This is a genomic window from Bradyrhizobium sp. SZCCHNR1098, from assembly GCF_032489375.1.
Classification (GTDB): domain Bacteria; phylum Pseudomonadota; class Alphaproteobacteria; order Rhizobiales; family Xanthobacteraceae; genus Bradyrhizobium.
In genome coordinates, this window is the sequence record NZ_JAUEXY010000004.1 from 172,211 (window position 1) to 193,403 (window position 21,193).

The 21,193-nt window shown below is 65.4% G+C and carries 7 protein-coding genes; 2 read left to right on the forward strand and 5 right to left on the reverse strand.

What is annotated here, in order from left to right:
* Nucleotides 1-846: 846 nt before the first annotated feature.
* The 5 genes from QX135_RS11210 to QX135_RS11230 are packed head-to-tail and all read right to left on the reverse strand — an operon-like array spanning nt 847 to nt 17,792.
* The gene (locus QX135_RS11210; RefSeq protein ID WP_316179503.1) at nt 847-2,730 is read right to left on the reverse strand and encodes a hypothetical protein; all 1,884 of its coding nucleotides are present in this window, start codon (nt 2,728-2,730) and stop codon (nt 847-849) included.
* Nucleotides 2,723-8,392 (reverse strand): hypothetical protein, encoded by a 5,670-nt coding sequence (locus QX135_RS11215; RefSeq protein ID WP_316179501.1) that lies wholly within the window; start codon nt 8,390-8,392, stop codon nt 2,723-2,725. The genes QX135_RS11210 and QX135_RS11215 overlap by 8 nt, the downstream gene beginning before the upstream one ends.
* 37 nt (nt 8,393-8,429) lie before the next feature.
* Complete coding sequence (locus QX135_RS11220) at nt 8,430-11,726, reverse strand: hypothetical protein (protein ID WP_315812393.1); 3,297 nt, start codon at nt 11,724-11,726, stop codon at nt 8,430-8,432.
* A gap of 50 nt (nt 11,727-11,776) precedes the next feature.
* Entirely contained in the window at nt 11,777-15,283 is a 3,507-nt protein-coding gene (locus QX135_RS11225; protein ID WP_316179499.1) for a DUF6603 domain-containing protein, read from the reverse strand.
* Nucleotides 15,276-17,792: a M64 family metallopeptidase gene (locus QX135_RS11230; protein ID WP_316179498.1), complete on the reverse strand. Its 2,517-nt coding sequence runs from the start codon at nt 17,790-17,792 to the stop codon at nt 15,276-15,278. Before QX135_RS11230 ends, QX135_RS11225 begins: the two co-directional genes overlap by 8 nt.
* Nucleotides 17,793-18,953: 1,161 nt before the next feature.
* Here QX135_RS11230 and QX135_RS11235 point away from each other — a divergent pair.
* Both QX135_RS11235 and QX135_RS11240 read left to right on the forward strand, forming a co-directional pair.
* Entirely contained in the window at nt 18,954-20,372 is a 1,419-nt protein-coding gene (locus QX135_RS11235; RefSeq protein WP_315777823.1) for a hypothetical protein, read from the forward strand.
* Complete coding sequence (locus tag QX135_RS11240) at nt 20,372-21,193, forward strand: hypothetical protein (protein ID WP_316179495.1); 822 nt, start codon at nt 20,372-20,374, stop codon at nt 21,191-21,193. Before QX135_RS11235 ends, QX135_RS11240 begins: the two co-directional genes overlap by 1 nt.

Here is a 21,193-nt window from a genome sequence, read left to right on the forward strand (position 1 = left end):
GAATCGGAGCCTTCGTTGTTGTCGCAACCGATGTCTTCTTCCGCGGGGCGGCCTTTGGTGACGCGGAGCGCTTTGCTGATGTGTTCTTGCGCGGCGTTGAGCCACGGAGCGTACGAAGAGCAGTGGTCACTGAATTCTCGTGCTGAATTGACGAATGCCAGGAAAGCCTGCGAATCTTTGTCGAGCTTTAGCGGATTCGACGGCTCCAAGGGATCCAAACTTCGGAGTGTCGATCACCGTTCTCCCCTTAAGTGCGACGGTGTCACCAACCAGCACCATCGTCGCGCTCCACGTGGCAGACTGGGGTGCCATGACAACTATGACGCAGAGATTCGTTCTTGAATGACCATGGTACGAACGCGTTGATAAGCGTGATTGCAGCCTTGATGACGGGGCTGCACAGAATTCACGAGCCCGGCTGAGACGGCCTGCGGTGGGACTACCCGTCACCAGGTTTGAGCAGAGCCGGCGGTTGCCCATGCTAGAAGCGATGCCGCGTGATCTCTGCCCTTATGGCTATGGGCCTCTGCCGAAGAGGCTCAGGCCGCAACGTACAATAACGCAGTGACTCTCGATTCGGAACAATCAAGGCGAACTTCTCCGCGCTCAACCTTGAACGGTGTTCCTCGTGCTGGCTCTCCGTTGCTTCTCCTATGTCATGAAGGAAGCGCTGAGGTCGGGAATGGGTCTTCGGATATTCACACTTGCCGGCCGCTACGTAATCTTGGGGCGCCGAGCGTCTGCCGTCGCGCGAGAAATTGCCGACTTGGGAATGGCGCGCCCGTTCAACCCTCCATCTCCGGCGGCCGCGCCACCGCTATATTTCGACGGTGACGTTTCATGCGTTCATGCCTTCCGCTTCGGAAGGATCGCGTCGAAAGCGAGCCTGCTCGACCGCTCGCCGCGATCGGTCTCCTTGCGGATGCCGAGCCAGACAAAAGTGCGGCCGTTGTACCAGCGCGTGCGCTGGAAGCTCTGGGTGACACGAATGCCCGCGCGCGGCACCTCCTCCTCATGGAGATTGTAGCCCTGCTGCTGCGGGAGGTCGAGACCGTGGCGCAGCAGATCGGTGCGAGGTTCGACGCGCACCGGCGGATCCGGGTCGCGGTCGATGACCCGCAGCATTGCGGCGCGACGCAGCTGGATCTCGCGGCTGTCGTTGTCGATGTGCACCGGGATGAATGGAATCCAGTTCTCCGGCATCTCGCTCATCAGCCGATAGCGGATCGCGGCGTCGTTCTCGATCGGCGGCGCAGGTGGTGGGCCCGGCGGCAGGCTCTCCTCCACCAGGCGACGGAAATAGCGGCGGGTGTCGAGCGCGGCGCTGCGCCCGCTCTTGCTGTCGCCCGAAGCCAACATCACCCGCGACTCGACGCCCCACACCATGTTGGCCATCTCGTCGCGGAACAGTTCCACCGACTCCAGCGGCTCGCTCTCCTGGATCTTCGGCACGCTGGGCACGATGAAAAGGCTGAGATCGGCGGGAATGTCGTCGCTCCCCTTCGTCGCCAGCGTAAACATCGACCAGCGTTGCCAATCCGCGTCCCCGCCCTTGCCCGCGGCTTCGACCCAGATCCGCTCGCCGAAGACGTTGGTCACGCTCATGCCGGCGACCCTGGTGATCGTCCCAGCCGGCACCGTGAACGGCATCAGGAACCAATCGTTGGCGTAGACGAGGCCGAATTCGATCAGCAGCAGCTTGTTGACGTCCGTCGTCTCCGGATCGATGTCGCCGAAATTCGTTCGTCCCTCCTCAAAGGTCCACCAGCGTGTGTTCGGCATGCCGTCGAACTGGATCGGCGCCGGGATGAACGACGCCGTGAAGGTCGTCTCGACGGCGGCCGGTGGCGGCGCGTCCGCCAGGTCACCGAGCCCTGCGCCGGAGGCGTCGACGTCGAAATTGTACCAGTCGAGATGCCCCTGGAAGTATTCGTCGGCGACCACGAGCTTCTCGCCGCCCGCCTTGGGCGCCGACGCTGCGAAGGCGTATTCGAGACGATCGGGCAGCCAGGCATCGGCGGCCCCCGCGGCGGACTGGTAGAACGCCTCCCGGTACCAGCCAAGGAATTCCGCCTCGGCCGTCTCGATCGCAGCGGCGCTGGCCGGATTGCCGAGCACGACGAGGTCGTGCGCGTGATTGCCGGGCGCGGCCGTCAGATGCTCGACGAGGTCGTAGCCGTCCATCGACCGGCCGGCCAGCGCCGCCATCGTCTGCCAGGCTTCGCGATGGGCGGCGACCGGCGCATCGGCCTTGAGCGCGGGATCTGGCATGGCGACCGGCAGCGCCGCGATGAATTGCTGGGCAAGCCCCGGCTCGATGCCGGCGACGAGCTTCAGCCAGCGCCGGCCCAGGGCGATGCGGAGATCGAACGCGATCTTCTGGCCGGCGAGACGGAACGGGATCGGCCGCCGCTCGACCTTGGCTTCGAGCGGCACGTCGTCGGCGAACGCTTCCGGCGGATTGCCGGCCGTGCGGTATTTCGTCAGTTCGGTGGTCTCGATGTGCACCTTGGCGACGACGGGCGAGCCGGCGTCGTCGCCCTGAAACTCGCCCATCTGCCACTGCTTCGTCAGCAGCCACAGCGGATCACGGACCTCGGCCTTGAGCGCGCGGTCGAAATCGTGCGTGCGTGGGCGGCCCTCGAGCCTGTTCCACAACGTGATGGTGGGCAGCTTCACCTTGCCGGAGAACACGGCGGAGAGGTTCTGAACCGCGACATAGTCAGCCATTGCCGGTCTCCGTCTCGGCCAGCACCGCGGCGAGGTTGTTGTTATAGGCGAAGTTGAGCGAGGCCGTGATCGGATGGAAGGCCACGGCGGACACCAGCGCCGGCAGGAAGCGGGCATAGGCGGTCGTGTCGACGTGGTCGGGCTCGATCGCGCGCTTCTTGGCGAGGTCCATCGTCTCGCGCACCGTGTCGACGAGATCCTGCCACTGCCACGAGCCGACAAATTTCGGCGGCAGCGCCAGCAGCAGAGTCTGCGGCGGCTCGGCGTTTGGCCGGTCGAAGTGGAACGCCAGACCGGTATCCTCGGTCGGGCGCGGGATCACTTCGGTCCACTCGTCGAGCAACAGCCCGAGTTGCCGCCGCGCCGGATCGAAGCTTTCGGCGAAATGCGCGGTATAGAGCAGCTTGTCCTCGTCGATCACGAACGGCTTTCCGTCGGAATCGGTCTCCGGGAATTCGAGTCCGAGCCACGGCAACTCGGGGCGATGCGGAAATTGCAGCGCCTGCAGCGCGACGCCCGCCCCCGTGAACGCGTCGGCAAGATGCTGCGAGGCTTCCAGATCGTGCAGCTTCGACCGCACCCGCGCGACACCCGTGAACCAGTCGTCGAGCGGAAAGCGGCGTCCGATCGTCGTCTTGACGAACCCGAGAATGGTCTCGTCCGCCTGCGCGCCCGCGCCCCAGGCGTTGCTCCATTCACCGGCCTGCGCCGCCGGCAGGCCGAAATCCGGAACGATCTTGAAATCTTCGCCGAACAACAGCTTCGCCGCCGCGGTCAGCGCCTCGATCTTGTTCTTCGCCTCCGCCGCGGCATCGTATTGATCGAGCCGGGCCTGGATCGCCGGCAGCCGCGTCGTCAGCTCGAGCGCGAGCGCCGCGGCGCGCTTCGCCATGTCCTCTGCGAGGGCGACGATCGCCGTGCGCTGTGCCACGATGTCGATCGCCGCCGCGTCGAACGCGGCGTTCGCAGCCTTCGACGCCTCGATGCCGTCGTGCAGGGCGGCGAGATTGGACGCATTGTCGTAGAGCATGATCAGAACGGCGCGCTGTCCAACGAAGGCGGCGCGCTTGCCGCTCATGAGATCGTCGCGGAAATCGTCCGGCTGCGCCGGTAGAGGGTCGGTCGCCGTGGTCGCGATCAACGTTTCGGCCACCCGCAGCGCCAGGAACTTCGCCGCGTCCGGCGCGCCGGAATCAGCGTCGTAGGCGACTATGCGTGCGTCGAACTCGGCGAGCTGCCTGGTCCATCGAGCGATGTAGCCGGCGAGTGCGGCGCGCAACTGGGCGAAGATCCGCCGCCGGTCGGCGTAGACGGCACCGGTACCGGTCTGCAGCGCCGCGAACGGACCGAGACCCTGCATCACCGACACGAAGCCGGTGATCGTCTGCTCGATCTCCGTGGCGATTTGGGCCTCCTGCTTGGCGTCGAGGCGGGCCTGCAGCGCCGTACGGAAGGCGTCGAGATCCGCAAGCCGCGCGGCGAGCAGATCGCGCGGCAGCGTCGCCCGCTCGCGCGCGAGCGCCGCGTCAAGATCGACGGCCTCGTTCGCCTCGCCGGCCATCGCCATGTCGCTCGCCTTGAGCGGACGCGAACGCAGCAGCAGGCTTCTGAGATGCCGCATCAACGCCGACAGCTCGAACAGCGGCACATGCCCGGCGATCGCCGCGATCCTCTCGCGGTAGGCGATCGTCAGCATTGCGTCCGGGCGCGACGGATGGACGGCGATCACATGCGCTTCGATCAGATCGTCGAGCGCCTTGGCGGCCGGATCGTTGTCCGGATCGAGCAGATACAGCAGGTCGATCGGCAGCAGGCCGAGATCGGCCTGCGTCACGTTGTAGGTGACGGAGGAGAGATCGAGCGGGTCGGTGACCGTCACCGAGCAGGCGACCGCTGTCGGCGGCGGCAGAATGCCCGCGAGCCAGGCGTTGAGCGCGGGCTCCGCCTTCGCCCGCGGCGATGTCAGCGCGCCGTCGTTCGGGTCGAGCCCGGCCTTGAGATGCAGCGCCACCCGATGAGTCAGCGTCACCCCCGACCGCGGCGTGCGGACCACGTCGGGGGTCGCCGGGAATTTTCCCTTGGAGTAGGTGTCGAGCACGGCGCCGGCGCGGTCGTAATTGCCCTGCACCACCTGATGCACGCTCTCTGCCATCGCGAGGTCGGCGACTGCGTCGGCGATGTCGGCAATCCGCGCGGCCTCGGCGGTGATCGCCGCGGCCTGCTGCGGGCTCGCCGCCGGCAGGTCGGCATCGTGGCCGAACGGGTAGCTGCTCACGCCGCTGGTCTTGATGTGCTCGACCAAAGCAAGGCCGTCGATGACGTTGCGCGCCTCCACCCGGTTGATCCGCAGTCGCCGACCGAACGCGTCGAGCCGGCCGGTACGCGTCGGAGCCAGCCGGTCGCCGACCAGCGGGAACACCTTGCGGAGGTCGTAGATGAACCCGTCCACTTCGACGTCGTGGCGATCGTGCAGGCCGCGCTCGAACTGATAGCCGAGCAGCGCGCCGAGGCTCTGCTCGCCCTTCATTCCCTCGATGATCGACAGCGCGATGCGGACTCGTTCCGAGCTGAGATTGACGGCGAGGCTGCCGGGATTGTCGGGCGTGGCGTTGGACAGATAGCCGTTGCGCAGCACCGCGGCGGTCACCGCTTGGTTCAGCGACGGCGCGTGGATGTAGCCCTGGTTGCTGCGGTCGCGCATCAGCTGCGGCGCATCCGGATCGGCGAAGATCGCCGCGAGGTTTGCCGGCAGCTCGACCGCCGTCAGCTTCTTGAACTCCGGCTTGACGTTCTCGAGCCAGCCATAGGCGCCGAGATAGATTCCGGTCTTCGCCTCGCCGGTCGGTGCGCCCGGCTGGGCGGTCCCCTGGCCGGCACCGTTCGGATAGCGCATCCGCTCCAGTTGGCGGCTCATGATGCCGCCGTACCAGGCGTCGAACCGGTAGGTGCAGAGGTCGAGATGCTCGGCGAACACCCGTTCCAGAACCGCCGTCGGGGACCTCTTCAGCCGTTCGAGCGCATCGAGCTGGCGCTTGAGATACGCGGTGGCGACCATCGAGGTCAGCACCGTCGGGATGAACTCGCCGACCGTCCTCAGTCCCGTTCCGGTGACCGCGGCGTCGCTGCGGTGGAGGTAGCGCCAGCGGCTGCCGCCGGCCGCAGCCGGCACGGCGAGGCTCGCCTCCTCGACCTGGAAGAACTTCGGCTCGCGCCGCGCCGCCTTCAGCTCGGTCTCGCCGATCAGCCCGGCATTGAAGAACAGGCGGATGCTGGTCTCGACGAAGCTCAGGTCGAGCGCGTGATGCAGCATGAGATACAGCAGCGCGTTCGGGCGCTGGGTGAAGCCCTGCTGCAGCCGCAGCGCGTCGTGGGAGGTCGCCGCAGCCTTGATCAGCCAGCCGATGTAGTTGTCGCCGCCGGCGGTGTAGGCGCGGATCTGCTCGGTCTCCGACAACGGACGGTCGTCGATCAGCGGGCCCTTGAGCTGGTTGGGCGCCTTGAGAAAGAGTTTCTCAAGGATGTCCGGCACCTCGATCCCCTCGGGCGGCGTGTAGCCGAGCTGCTTCAGCAGATCGAGCCCGCTTCCAACATAGCCCGCGGCGAGCAGGAGCGCGACCAAGGCGCCGCCCGCCCCCTGCATCGCGAGGCGGTTGTACAGTTCCTTGAAGCTTTCGGCGAAGCGCTGCTGGAATTCCACCGATCCGGCGTGCAGGCCGAGGACATCGAGCAGTATCTGATGACGGTCGCCGTCCGGCTTGCCGATGTACGACACCCGCGACATCAGCGGCTCGAGATCGGCCTCGACCTTGCGCAACAACTGATACAACCGCGTCAGGAACCGAAGTTCCGGATCATCCGGCGCGTGCGCGGCCCCGACTGCGACGTTCGCCCCCGCGAAGATCCACTGGATGCGCGAGCGCGGCGTCGCCGGCAGGATGCCGTAGGGCTGACGACCGACGCGGATCGTGGGCATCGGCCCGCGTGCCGACACGTGCCGGACGAAGAAGTCGCGGGTCCGCTCCACCGTCGAATCGTCGAAGACCGGATGAAGCATGCTCTCCATGAAGTAACCGAGCGTGGCCGGCCACAGCGCCGTGTTCATGGCGCGGGCGTCGTTGACGTCGTGGCGATGGTAGAAGGGGATCGCCGCCAGCGCGGCCGGATCGAGACCGAGCGTGGCGGCGAGGCAGCGTCCGTCTGTCCGCTCGAACCATCCGTCGGGGTCCAGGGGCGGAGTGCCGAAGTAGTGATCGAAGCTGACGTCGGACTCCTCGCGCCAGCTGTAGGCGGCGCCCTCGCCCTCGACGTTGTTGGTCGGCTGGCCCTGCGGCAGGATCGAGAACCCCGCCTTCGACTGATGATGATGGGTGAACAACTGCTCCAGCGCGACCCGGCCGGCGTCTGCATCGGCCCCGAGCCGCACACCGAGCACCATCAACTGATCGAAGCCACGACGGAAGGCGGGCGGCGTTAGCGGCACCCGGAATCCCATGCCGATCTCGACGGCGCGGTCGAAGTTGCGCACCCATTCGAGCTCCGGACCGAACTTGATGTCGTCGCCGTCGTGCGCGACCGATGCGTCGTCCGTTCCGGTCGGCGACGGCGTGACCGGCAGCGGCGACGGAATCGGTTTTCCGAGCTGCTCGAGTTCGAGCGTTCCGCCGTTGTAGCCGAGCAGGACGAGGCGATCAGGCAAGGTCCGGGCGGTCGCCGGCTGCGACCAGCCGGTCTCGCGCATCGGCGTGGCGTCCGCGGCGGGAAACTCCAGATACGCGGCGATGACCGTGGTGGTCGTGCGGTCCGCGCCCTCGGGCGGCGCGTCGGCGAGATTCCGCGGCCGGTACGCCTCACGGACCGCCGCGGCGCGCTCGGCGCCGAGCGCGTTGTCCAGCGCGGCGATCGCGTTCATCTGCGCGGCCGCATCCGTCCCCGCGCGCCACAGCGCCGTCCAGAACGTGCTGACCGCACCTCGCTCGGGATCGACCAGCGGCGCGCTGGTCACCACCGTCAGGATCACGGTCGGCACGCCTTCCACCCTGGCCGGTCGCGCCGCCTCGTTGAGCGGGCGATGAGTCTGGGTCACGTAGTAGGACCGCCCCGAGCCCTGTCCGCTCAGCAGCGTTCGCCAGGCGGCCCGCTCCCCGGCGGTGTCGCGGTTCGCCCGCCAGACGTCGGCCCAATAGGCCTGGGCGCGCTTCACCTCGTCTTCCGACAACGCCTCCTCGAAGCTGTCGACCGCGATGTCGTCCGGATAAGCCCGGACCCACAGCTCGTCGCGGTCGCCGCCGAATTCCGTCGCTTGCTTGAAGCGCGTTTCGATCCGCAGCGGCATCAGCAGGATCGGCGTCTGATCGGACAGCAGGCCGATGTTGCGGCGCGGGTCGGTGAAGTTCGCGAACAGCCCGATATTGCGGACCACTTCGTCCTTCGCCGCCTTCAGCGCACCGCCCAGCCGCTCGATCTCGGAGGCCGCCGCCTTGATCTCCTTGTCGATCGCCGCCAGCGCCGGATCGTCGGCGCCCTTGCTGACGCGCTCGGCCCGTGCGCGGTCGCGGATCAGCCGCGCGCGGGTGTGGCGAAGCCGGCCGATCTCGCGCGACGTCGCATCGACCGCGGCGCGCGACGCTTCTAGCTCCTTGCGGATATCATCGAACTCGGACATTTCGCTTCAGCCGCCCCCTGTCGTGTCCGCTGCGCGATCAGTTCGGCAGCATCTCGCTGCCGTGCACCGCGACCAGCACGGGAACCTGGTAGAGGATGTAGGCGAGCTCCGCGGAGTTGCTGTCCGGATGCCAGCGTAGCGCCTTGTCCTCGTCGTACTGTTGTTTCTTCTCCTGCAGCTCCGGCGCCACCGGATCGTCCAGGGTGAGCGTCGGCCCGCCCGGCCTGATCTGCAGAAAGCCCTTGTCGGCGTCGGACAGCACGTCAGGCCAGGCGAGGTCGTTCCAGACGTTGAGCGGCCCGTCGCGAGAAATATCAAGGCCGAAGCGCGGCTCGCCGGGCCGCTCCTTGATGACGAAGAACCAGCCCGGCGCCGTCGAATTGCCGCGGCCGGTGCCTCCCTTTGCCTCCTTCGAGGTCAGGTCGAAGCCAATGAAGGTGATGTCGGGATCGACCTTGGCTTCGTAGAGCGGTGTACGCAGGCGGTCTTCCACCGGACCGTCGGTCTCCAGCACCCGCTCGACGCGGGGATTGATCGCGCCGCCGTCGTCGCGCTGCCAGCGCGCCTTCTGGGCGTAGATCACCGCGGTGGGATATTTCTTCAGCAGCTCGCCGCGGATGACGAGGACGACTTCCTCCTCGTTCTCGCCCGGCTTCTCGCGATGGTCGTGATCGCCGAGCTTGGAGAACAGCGACCAGGTGTGGAGCGGCGGAATATCGCGGAGCTTTTCGCGCAGTTCGTCCTTCGACAGGCCCTCCCGGTCGATCACGCCGCTCGGGTCCCAGAACTGGCGGAAGCAGCTGCCGCGCTGGTCGGTGGGATATTCACGCCACAGCAGCTCGCGGGCGAATTCATGGTTGAGGCCGACCATGTAGGCCTCGATGAAACGCTGATTGGTCTCGAGCAGCGTGATCGTGTTCTGCGGAATCTTGTCGATGTTCGGCAGGAAGTGCTCGTCGGACAGGCCGAGAAGCGGCTTGTACATCGGCAGGTCGATTTCCGGATATGCCATCACCGGCTTGAACACTTCCGGCTGCAGCAGCGTCGCGATCCCGTTGATGGCCAGCACTCGCGGCGGAATGGCAATCGAGGAGAAGGTGAAGGCGGGCACCGTCTTGTCGGGATCAATCGCAGCGAAGGTCGACGCTCCGAGCGCGGCGATGTCGATCGGCTTGCGCAACGGCGGCTTGCCGAGATCGGCGCTGACTGTGAGCAGCCGGTTGAGGTCCTTGAGGGCTAGTTTGAAGCGCGCCGCCTCCGGGCTGTCGGCGGACGAAGCGCCGCCGACGGGCTCAGGCGCGGCGGGATCGGGATCGCGGATAGTGAACGACGGAAAGCCCGGCAGCGCGTCGATGATGTCGGGCGAAGCCCCTTGCGGCAACACGCCGGTCGCGATGCCGGCCTGCTTCTCCAGCCGCACCAGCCATCGGAACAGCGCCAGCGCCGCTACCGCGACCATGATCGCGAGCGGAATGGCGACGGCCAGCAGCAGCACGGCGACCAGCAGCAGAACGACCAGTAATACCCACTTCGCCCAGCGGTGCTTGGCGAGCCAGTCGGTCAGCTCCGCGGGCAGCGACTTCGGCTGAAGCTGCGCGGCGACATCCTCCACCGCCGGCAAGGCTTCCGGGGTGACCCGCGGCGGCGCCGCGCTGACCTCGCCGCGATTGATCTTCTCCAGCAGCTCTTCGGCGCCTTTCGGCGAGTCGAAGCCGAGCGTCGCCGCGATGTGGTCGCGCGGCCGGACCGCGCGCCGGAACGGCGCAGACAGCGCCGCGCGGGGCACCGTGCTTTCCTTGAGCCGATGGCGCAGCGTGAAGCCGTCGGCGATCACCCGGCGCTGCACCGGCGCCATCATCGTCAGCCCGCGTTCCGCACTGAGATCCTTCAGCGGCCCGAGATGGCGCGCATGCCAGATCGCGGCCGCGGCCTTGGCGAATTGCGCCAGCCTGATCCGCCGGTTCGCCGCAAGGATGTCGCCGACCTGGTCCCAGGCGGCGTCCATATAGGCCTCCTGGTTCTTCTGCACGACTGCGGTGCCGAACGCGGCGGGAACGCGAAACCGCGGGTCCAGATTGAGCTCGTGCACCCAGTTGCGCGGCTGCGGCGCGTCGCTGCCGTCCGCCTCCTCAAGCAGCCGCTCGGTGAGCGCGTGCCAGCGGCCGTACAGCGGCGGCGTGATCACCGGGTCGGGCGCGCCTTCGCGGGCATAGTCATCGGTCAGGTTGACGAAGCCCGCCAGCGCCTTCTCGAATTCGTGCGCGTAGGGTTCGTCCCAGCCCTCGTAGGCCGCAGCTTCCGCCTCCTGCGCGCCGGTCAGCGCCTCGTCCGGCACCTTGAGCGCGCCGCCGAGCCGCAGCACCCCGTGGAGCCCGGCGACCGCGATGGGCGGCATCCCGGAGCCCGGCGTCTGCGTGTCCATGTCGCGGCGGCCGAGCCGCGAGTCCGGCGGACGCGGCTTCAACAGGCGGACGAGGTACTCGAAATCGCCCACCGTCCCAGTCTTGAAGTACCACCGCTTGTACACCGGATGCAGCGTCGGGAACGGCCGGTCGGTATAGTCCGCCCAGGCCGACAGGGTGGCGAAGAGTGCGGGATTCGCCGCCGGCGCAATTCCGAGGCCGGCGAGACGGCCGCTCTCGAAGGTCGGCACCACGAACGCATGGTAGGACGTATTCGGCTTCAACTGACGCGGCGACAGGACGCGCGAATAGGCGTAGTCCGGATTGCTGGCCAGCAGGCTCTCCAGTCGCGCCCTCGCCTGGTCCGCATTGGTCGATTCCACCACGCCGTCCTGCTGGATCAGGTCGCGGTTGACGTGGACGTGCGCCCAGGCCCAAAGCTGGTCGGCGGGCGGGAATACCGAGGCCGGATCTCCCGTCACCTCGATCGCCGGCAGCGGCCGCGCCGACGACACCGCGACTTCCTTGAACTCCTCCACCTCGAGCACTAGGAGTGCGAGCCACGGGCGCAGCCGGTGGCGCGACTCGTCCGGCGCCGCTGGCGTGTAGCGCCACGGAAAATCCTCGTCGTAGAACTCAACGAAGGGCAGGTAGTTCGGCTCGAAATTGGTGATCCAGTCGCGCGGCTCCACCTTCACCACCGCCTTCGGATCGATGCCGACGATGTCGCCGGGACCATAGAGCGCGACGTCGCGCGAAATCGTCGCCGTCAGATCCGTGTCGCCCTGGACCGGCCGCCCGGCCAGCGACAAGTCGACCTTGATCGTCGCGCGCAGCGACACCGAGTTGTCGTTGTCGGCCGCCGTGATGTTGTTCGCCACGCCGAGCCGCAGCCAGGGCAGGAAGGAATAGGTGCCGATCGTATCACTCATCCCGTCCCTCCCCGCCGCCTCGCCGGACCGCCCGCCATCATCGTGCCTCGCTACGCCGCGCGCTTCATCTCGTGCGGGCGCACGATATGGGCCTCGCTGGCGAAGTTCGGATTGCTCCGCGTCTCCGCCGCCATGAATTCACCGGCGCTGGCGCGCGATTGGAACGACGCAGGCGCGCCGGCGATCGGCGAATTGTCGGCCAGGCTCACCACCACATAGGACGCCTGATCGACCGCGATCTTGTCGTCGAATGCGTGCTTCAGATCGCGCGACTTCGCCGAGATCTCGGACCGCGCCACGGCGTTGTTGGCCAGGAAGTGCGTGAACAGCCCGGAGATGAGCGTGACGAAGCGCCGGCGTGCCCGCTTGAAATTGTTGTCGACGATGATCTCTTCGTAGCGGGCGATGCGCTTGGTGACATAGCTGGTCTTTGCCTGGTTGCCAGTGACCGACAGCTCCAGCCCCGCCTCCTCGGCCTCGTAGTCGGACGCGCTGAGCTTCTCGCCGTCCTTGAGGTCCTTGAATTGGGCGATCGCGAACGACTCCCGGATGGTGGCGCGCTTCTCGATTCCCGACGTCGCGGTCGCGACGGAGAAGTAATTGGCGTCGTCCGGGCGCTGCGCGCCGATCTTGTCGAGGGTGATGCCGAGCGGGATCGCACGCTGGGTGATCTTGAGCGAACCGACCGGATGCAGGACAAGGTCGGAGCCCGCGTCCACGGTCTTGAGCGTCACCAACAGCCTGCTGCTGTTCTGCAGCGCGGCAGTCCAGTTCTCCGCCTTCGAGTATTCCGCCACCAGCAGGGGCAGCACGGAGACCGGCGGAAGGCTGGTGTCCTCCTTGTCGCCCCAGGTGTGGGAGAAGTCGACGTCGACGTCCCAGAACAGCAGCGAGATGCTCCCGGTGCCCTCGACGTGCCAGGGCGATGTGCCTTCGAGCGAGCCGCGGAAGCGGATACTGAACAGCCCCGCGCCGAACAGCTTCACCGACAGCGAGGCAGAGATCGTGATGATGAAATAGAACGGCGAGAACTGGAACAGCGCGTCGAAGGCGAGATGGCCCTCGATGTTGGCGATCGAGACGCCGAAATACAGCTCCGCATGTGCGCCGAACTGCACGGTGTTCGACGTCACCGCGAAATAGGCGTCGACCCGGATGCGGGCCACCGGCGTGTTGAGGATGTTGATCGCGATCCGGGGGATCGGCGGGAACGGCAGCGCCGGTGGATTGTAGGCCGGGTGGAAGCCGCCGACGGAGACGATGAAAGTGGCGTCGCCGCCGAACGACGCGAGCACACCCATGCCGCCGTCGAGCGGCATGAAGATTACGCGGGATTCGTACAGGATGGCGAAGAACCAGCCGCGCTTCTTGTCGAATTCGATCGCGCCCATGAAGGCGACCTGGATGATGATGAGCGGCAGCCGCTCGTCCGGGATCGCCACCGTCAGCTTGCCGATGATGGCGATGTTGCCGGGAATCTCGATGATGATCCCGAGCGACAGGCTGATCAGCGTCGGCGTGCCCCAGCCGAACTTCGCCATCGGGCCGATGAGGAAGGTCCCCTGCTCTGGCGGGAAGAAGGTGCGGAGGTCGGAGATGATCCGGTGCGCGTTGGCGACGACGTCGTGCGGGAATAGCACCGAGTCCAGCGAGCCGGCGCGCACGCCGTTGACTAGCGCGTCGAGGTCCATCGAGCGGTTGAGCCCGACCAGTCCGCCGACTCCCAGCAGGGTGAAGCCGAAGCCGAGCTGCAATCCGGGATTGAACTCGACCGTGATGATGGCGATGAAGGAAAAGCCCTTTGACCCGTCCGGCATCTTGGTGGTGATGACGCCGATTGCCGTCACCGAGAGGAAGTCGAGGATCTTCAGTTCCAGCGCGCCGGCATATTCGCCGCGGTCCGGATCGATGAAGAGATAGCCGCCGCCCTTCACCGCCCCGGCATCGATCGACAGCCCGACGCCGTTCGGTGGCTTGAACCCGAAGGATAGATCGATCGGGCCGAGATTGCCGCCGCTCCCCGGAAAAGCGAGATCGGTCCGCAGCCCGATGTTTTCCACCACCGCGACCAGCGGACCGAGCGCCGCCTTCAGCGTCGCGCCGATATCGATCGGGAGGCCGTCACCCGACGGTGTCACCGCGAGCGTCAGTCCCTGCACCTGGATCGGACCGAGGTCGATATGCGCTGGGATCTGGATCTCGAGATGCGAGGTGCCGCGGAAATACACGCCGCGCGGATAGGCGACGCCGAGGCCGAGATCGAACTCGAACCGCGTCGAGATACCCGACAGGATGGTCGAGATGAAGCCGTCCGAGCCGGACGCGTCGAGGACGAAAGCGAGGCCCTTGAGGTCCGCCTCGGCGAACACCTCGACGTCCTTGCCCGCCACCAGCGTGAAACCGCCGGCACCGCTCACCGATTGGTATTCGAGCCGCGTGCCCTCGCCGGTGCCAAGAACGATGGTCGGGCTGCCGGAGACGGCGGAGTATTCCACTTCGACGCGCGCGGTGCCCTTGGCCGACGTCGGCGCGCCGCTGCCTGCGAAGCCGACCACCATGTCGATGCCGCTGCCCGGCCGCACCATCAGGCCGACACCGCCGGTGAGATCGAGGTCGCTCGAGATCGTCACCGCGATCGTCGGACCGAGCTGCATCCGCACCGACAGCAGCCCGCTGAACGACGGCAGCAGCGCGAAGCCCGGCTTCTTGCTCCCGGACTTCGGCAGCGGGAACAGTCCGAGCTCGGCCGATAGCCGCCCTGCGTCGCGTGCCCGCTCGAAGAACACCAAGCGCAGCCGCTTGCGCACGGCGGCACGGCCGATCGGAGGGCCGCCTTCGAGCGCGAGCGCGACCCGATCCGGCACCTCCACCATCCGGACGTCGAGCCCGAGCCCGGCCGCGAGGCTGTCGATCTGCCGCGCGAAGCTGGAGAAGTCGAAGCTGTCGGTGCCCCAGCCGAAGGCGTTCTCGAACAGCGTCACCGGGTCGGAGACGATCTTCGGCAGGTCCGGGAAGCTGAACCTGTAGTCGATGTAGTCCGGGCGGTTGCCGGCGGGCGCGGTATAGCGGGTGCGGATGACACCGAGCGCCTGCAGCGCGAAACCGATGCCCGGATGATGGTTGCGCAGATAGGTGATGAAGAGATAGCCGACGAGCTGTCCCGGAAACTCGCCCTTGAAATTATCGGCGTTCAGCGTCGCCGGAAATGCGCCGCCGGGCGCCGAGACGAGGTCGTCGATCGCCTGCACGACGCCGGCGATCGCCTCGATGGTCTTGAAGGCGTCTTCGAGCGACCCGGACACGACCGTTGTCTCGCCGTCGGACGCCACTTCGCCGTCGAGCGACAGCCCGCTGCCGACCAGCGCCTGCAGCCGATCGAACAGCAGCTGCAAGTCGACCGCGAGATCGGCGATCGGCTTCGGAATCACGTCGGAATCCCAGCCCAGCTTGAGCAGCAGGCCCTGGAACGCGGCCGGCGACTCCACCGCCGCCCGCAGCGGCAGCAGCAGCTTGCCGATCTCGGCGACGATCGTTTCGAGGGCGCCCGGTTCAGCCATTTTTCTTGGCCTCCGGATAGAATTCGCGGTCGACGACGTCGTGCAGCGCGGGATCGACGCGGTTGGTGATCAGCCATTTGCAGACATGGCAAAAAGTGCCGCTGTTGTTCCGCATCTTGCAGTCGCCGGCCGGACGATAGACCAGCCCGGTGAAGTTGTATGCGCCTTCGTACAGGCCGACCAGCCGCTGCGCCTTGCATGGCGGCTTGAAGTTCGGGATGTCCTTCGGGTCGTCGCCCTCGTCGTTCACATGAGCGAAGTCGGGATCCTTGTTGAGCGGCAGATGGTTGCCTGCGATGAAGTCGCGCACCTTCTTTTCCACCACATAGACCAGCGCGTCCGCATCGTCGCGGCGCGGCACGAACAGCAGCGAGCCTTTCGGAAACACGGGAAACGGCGCCGGCGGCAATTCCAGCCCGCCGAGCCGGATCGAGCCGAGGTTCTGGTCGATGTCGCCGATGTCGAGTCTGACGAGGTAATCGGAATCGGTGAACGTGAGCGGCAGTTGCCGGCCGATCGCCGTGATCTGGATGCGGCGGAGAAACGCCTGGCGGCCGGCCGCCTTCGCCTGCACCCAGCGCGGGATCTGGCGCGGGTCGATCCTGACCTCGATCGAGCCACCCTGCTGGGTCGAAGCCTGGGTCAGCTTGGCCGAAAGCTGGACCCTGAGAAGTTCGAACCATTTCACCTTGGACGGATCGACCAGACGGGAGTGATTGGCGGCGTAGTTCGGATCCTGAAAGATGCCGGCGAGCGCGACGATGTTGTCGTGCTCGCTCGAAGCGGTCGCATTGTCTTCGGCGCTCGTTTCGTATTCGTCGCCGAGATTGAAGGAATGGCCGAATTCGTGCGCAACCGTGTCGATGATATCGGTGAGGTCGGCGTCGATGTCGCTGGCGGGCTTGCGCCGCATCACTTTCTTCGTCGCCGTGTTAGTCGCCGGATATTCGAAGTCGAGCGTCTTCAGGCTCTGCAGCGAATTGGCGGTCACGGTCGACTGGTTGAAATTGGTGCCGCCGATCATGTCCTCGTTGGTGATCATGGCGATCAGGCCGCGGCTGCGCTTGAAGGTGCCGTCCGGTATCCACTCGGCGCCCAGCGCGGTGTGCGGCGACGACCCGAGCCGCAGTCCGGACAGGTAGGCCATGATCGGCGCCGCAACGTTCGCGCGGCCGTTCCTAGCGAGTTCCGGCGGGTGCCGGCGCGGATCCGGGGCAAGGTGCCGGGTGGCGCTGGCCGGCTTGAAGAACTGATAGGCGCGGGCGATCAGCGGCGCGAGGTTGGCATCGCCCGCCGCATCCGCCGCCGGCATCGTCAAAGCGGCCCCGGACTTCGCCGACTGATCGCCCCAGCGGGAGCCGAGCATCAGCCCGTAGAAGGTGTCACGTGCCTCCAGGATGCCGAGCGATTTCTGCTTCCTCCACGCTTCGATCAGGGTGTCGTTGACCTTCGCCGCGTCGTAGTTGGACAGCGACTGGCCCGCCCAGCGCGCCTTCAATTGCGCCGGCGTCGCAGTCTCGTTGCGGAGCGGCAGGCCGACGCGGGCCACGAGCTCGTCGACCTCGTAGATGCTCTTGTCGTCCGAAACGCTGTAGTTCCACGGAATCGGTCCGCCCCTGCCGAGCTCCGAGGTCTCCTCGTCGTTGACGCGCCAGCCGCAGGTCACCGCCTGCTCTTCCGACGCCTGGAAGGCCTTGAATACGTTGAAGCTGCCCGCGAGCGTGCCGTAGGGCTCGTGGCGCTTCTGCGAGAACAGACCGTCCGCCGCTTCCTGCACGATCTTGTCGAACTTGTCCTTCTCGGACGCGCGAAAGCCTTCGGCGAGGAACAGGATGTTGTGCATCTCGGCGGCATTCCCGAGGTCGCCGGCGCGCACCGTCGAGATGTTGTCGCGAGTCTTGGCGTAGTCGACCACCTTCACCGGCAGGCTCTGGTTGACGCCGAGGAAGCTGCCGTTGAGCTGGGCCGCCCCCTCGCTCACGCCCCTCAACCGTCCCTCATTGTTCGTATTTGCTACCACGAAGGTGCCGGGGCTGGCCGAGCTGAGCGTGACGAAGCCGTGCCCGGTGATGTCGCCGACGAGATCGGTCCCGGTCGGATCGTCGCTGAACAGCGCGCACAGCGTCGGCTGGCTGTGGCCGACCGTCGGATGCAGCGCCGTGGTGATCGAGGAGTTGCCGAACCACCAGCCGAGCACATCGTCGTGCACCTGGATACGCGCGACGACGTAGCCGGGGCCATATTCGATCACCACGAGATTGATGCCGACGTCGTCGCCGGTGATGGTGCGCGCCGCAGGATCGATCGTCACGAAGCTGGTCAGCCGGGAGCCGACCGGGTTGTACGGCGCCAGGATCCGAAAATTGCAGTCCGCGGTGACGTCGGTCAGCGTGTAGGTCGTCGACCCGTTCGGCAAATCCTGGTCGAACACGCGGAACGGCAGCACTTTGGTCGCGGGCTTCTTCAGCGCGACGTGCATGTCGCAATGCGGATAGACAATGAGAGGCATGCCGGCACAACCCTCTCTCAGCCAGTAGAACTATTGGGAAGCCCGTCGCTCCCATCGGAAATCTGGCATCGTAAAGATTTTACACCCAAGCCTTCTCAATACAACCTCAACGTGATACTGTTTCGACATCCTTCTTCAATTGTCGTTTGCCGAGTGGAGCTCTCTATCGCTGAGGCCAATCGTGATGCAAAAGCCGGCGGCGTGGAGCATCTCGTTGTCCCCGTTCATCGGATAGACACGAACGCTCAGTGGTTTCCGATGAAGAAGCGATTGGAAGGCGCTGGGTTTGTCGCTGTCCCCGCGGGGCACGAGACCGATGCGTGACCCGGTTTCTGACCGCGTCACGCTTCTTGAGACGCACTGCGACTGACCGCGTCTCCTATCCGTGGGTTCGGCCCGACGCTGCTCGGCGTTGTCACGGGCGCAGACAAGCACCATCACGTCATTCAGATGTCAAACAGCCACTTGCGGTCGGTTCAGGCGTGCGCGCGCGGTCTCGCGGCTCGATGAGTCCGAGGAATGCGTTGGTCGCGCGCGCCCCAAAACACGAGAGGCGCAGGGAGAGCCGGACCTCGACTGAGGCCCGTGGCCCGCCTGCGAAAAAAATGCAGGCGGCAGGTACCACAGGTCCAGCCGGACGACCCGGCCCTCCCTGCGCGATCGGTTTTAACGGTGTCCTTCGTGCTCTCCTTGGGGACCGGGCTTTCTTGCCCCCATCGCCCGCGTGACGCTTGCGCATCAACAACAGGCTTGACCTCAGCATCGGGAGGCCGGGACCACACGACTTCGCCGTCCGCGATGCAAACGCTCGTCTGGCGCAGCATCCACGTCCATCGCAGCCCACCTCCACGTATCGTGACGACGCGTACGCCCTCTGCATGAGGTGGGATGAATGGAGTAAAGCATGATTTCCGATAAAAAGAACGCGGGATTTTTGACCGGCTCCTCCGTGAACAACATGGGATTGCAGCGGTGACACATCGGGCCCCTTAAGCGCACCTTGCTCGACTGTCTCGCTTAGTTCCAGGAACCCGCTCCAATCCTCTACAGCTCTCTATATTCTCCGGGTATAATCCGTCGCTACCACTTACAACCTTTCGTTTTGTGCTATGGTGCTCGGCAATCCACGTCCAGCGGCATAATCCATTTTGGGTCGGCGTAATGTTGGTTGGGACCTTTCGCAAGCTGCGTGATGCCGTCCGTGGCGACGACGGGCGAGCAAAGGCACAAGGCTATCTGAAGCCGATCGATGTGGACGAGATCGCGCGCGAGATTGATCTGCCGCGGCTGGCCGCCGAGCGTGGTCGGCAGCAGCTGCCTCCTTCCGATTCCGTAACACTCGATGCCGTCGAACAGCAGATAACACAAACGTTGGAGAGCGAATGGGCCTGGCACGGGGCCGAGCTCATCAATAGTCTACGGGCCTACGCGGCACGCCTGATCGCCGTTTCGGTCTCGACCGAACTCGAGAATCTTCGTCTCGCTGCTCACAATACGCTCGCGAAGCTGCACAATGCCCATCATCGCGCCGAGGCAGAACTCGGTCCGCTGCGCGAACGATTTATCGCGCTTCGAGACGAACTGAAGGAGTTTCGGGACGCCAATCTGCTGAGGCGCGCGGCCCGCCCGCCCTCAAACAGGCACACAACGCTCGGACTGCTGGTCTTCCTTGTCGGCGCGGAGGCTGGGCTGAACGGCTTCTTTTTTGCGAAGGGAGCGACCCTGGGCCTACTTGGTGGCATCGTCATGGCGCTCGGGATTTCGTTCGTGAACGTCTTGACGTCATTCTCGGTCGGACTGCTTCCGATGCGATGGATCAATCACCGGAACCTGCTCATCAAGATTCTCGGGCTGCTGATTACAGCGGCCGCCGTTGCAGCACTTGCGTGCCTTCATGGTTTCGCCGCGCACTATCGGGATGCGACTGCTTCGGCCGGCGAGGAACGCGCCTTTGCAGTCGCGCGCGAGACGCTGGTCTCAAGTCCGCTGACACTCGCCGATCTGAATTCGTTCTATTTGTTCGGCCTCGGCTTGGTGCTGTCGACGATGGCGATCTCGAAGGGCTATACGTTCGACGATCCGTATCCCGGCTACGGAGCGCATTCCCGCAGGGCAGAAGAAGCGCGCGAAAACTACAGCGACGAGCACGCGCTGCTCTTCGAGGACCTCGAGCAAATCAAGGAAAAGACAGTCGCCGAGCTCGATGAGGGCATCCGCCGCATTCCGCTGTTCCCGCAGCAGGCGGCGAAGGTTCGGGCTCAGCGCGAAGCCGAGCTGCGCAGTTTTCAAGCCTATGAGAGCAGTATCGAGGCCGCCACCAACCGGCTGCTGGCGACATACCGGGACGCGAACCGCGCTGCCCGCCAGAGTCCGGCTCCAGCTTATTTCAGCGCGCCATGGCAGCTACCGCGTAGCTTCCTCAAGGACACTGCCGTGCTGACCGAGATCGCCGAGCCAGCATCGACGCCTGCGGACGCAAATGCGGCTCTTGAGGAACTGCGCAAACTTTCAATAAGCGTCATCGACGAATATGAGGCGCTGATTGTGAAATATCCCCATCCGACGCAGATGCCTCGCTAATGTCGCGGCGATCACGACGGAAAAAGGGAAGCGCCGACGGCCTGCGCGGACTGCTGCTGGCCATTCTCGGGCTAATGCTGATCGGGGCATTTGTCGGCGGCTATTGGTGGGTGCAGCACACACGGCCGGTTCTGGACGCAGAAACAAACTGCCCGCTGTCGGGACCGAGCGCCGTTCATGCCATTCTGTTCGACCGCAGCGATCCGATCACGGACCAGCAGGCCCAGCGAATTCGGCAGGCCATCGATCGCTATAAGCATGATGCGTCCTTTGGTACTCGGTTTGACATTTATACGTTCGAAGGCGACACCACGCATGTGCTGAGACCCAAGCTCGTCATCTGCGCGCTGGGCAAGCCTGACGCCGCCAATCCGTGGATCGAGAATCCTGAAGAGGTCCGGAAGAGCTACGAGACAAAATTCGCTGCAGTATTGGATCAAGTAGTCGAGGATCTCCTACATGCCTCACGTCAGAATTCCTCGCCAATCATCGAGAGCTTGCGCGCTGCCAGCATTACCTCTTTCGGCAGGGTCGATGCCGGTCGTCTGCCGTTGCGGCTGACGATGGTTTCAGACATGGTTCAGCACACCGCATTGAGTTCGCATTTTCAGGCCGAGCCGAATTTTGCAGCTTTGTCGCATAATAGCGCTTGGCCCACCCTGCAACCGGAGTTGAAGGGCGCCGAGGTCAACATCCTCTATCTCCTGAGGCCGACGGCACTTCGCGGCAAAGTCTCTATCCAGAGCCGCGGCCATCAGGTGTTTTGGGAACAGTTGGTCTCGGGATCTGGCGGCCGCTTAATTGCAGTTGAACCTCTTTAG